The sequence below is a fragment of the Gluconobacter sp. DsW_058 genome (assembly GCF_002153615.1).
GTDB classification, from domain to species: Bacteria; Pseudomonadota; Alphaproteobacteria; order Acetobacterales; family Acetobacteraceae; genus Gluconobacter; species Gluconobacter cerinus.
The window spans coordinates 1-273 of record NZ_JOPH01000055.1 but is presented as its reverse complement, the minus strand read 5'-3'; the positions used below and the strand labels follow the sequence as shown (position 1 = coordinate 273).

Here is a 273-nt window from a genome sequence, read left to right as displayed (position 1 = left end):
GGCAGTGCTCGGCCGGCCTCTGGGCGGACAACCATGAAGCGCGCAATCAATTCCGCATCGATCTGATCGGTTTTCGCGCGTTTCCCCATGGAGAGTGCGAAAGCTTTGATCTGTGCTGGAAGCAACTGGACGGCATTGAGTCCCATACTGATGAGAACACGCCAGAGTGCCCATTCCTGTCCACCGGTGGCTTCAAATCCAACCGTGAGACCGTCCGGCATACTCTGAAGGGTTTCCAGTAATCTGGCATGGCCATCAGGAGAATTCTGAAAA

At 54.9% G+C, this 273-nt stretch carries 1 protein-coding gene; it reads right to left on the bottom strand.

Features of this window, described 5'->3' with window-relative positions; genetic code table 11:
• Positions 1 to 221: transposase (locus HK24_RS09930; RefSeq protein WP_233126223.1), on the bottom strand; the 221-nt coding region annotated here is incomplete at its 3' end.
• Between the last annotated feature and the right edge of the window lie 52 nt (positions 222 to 273).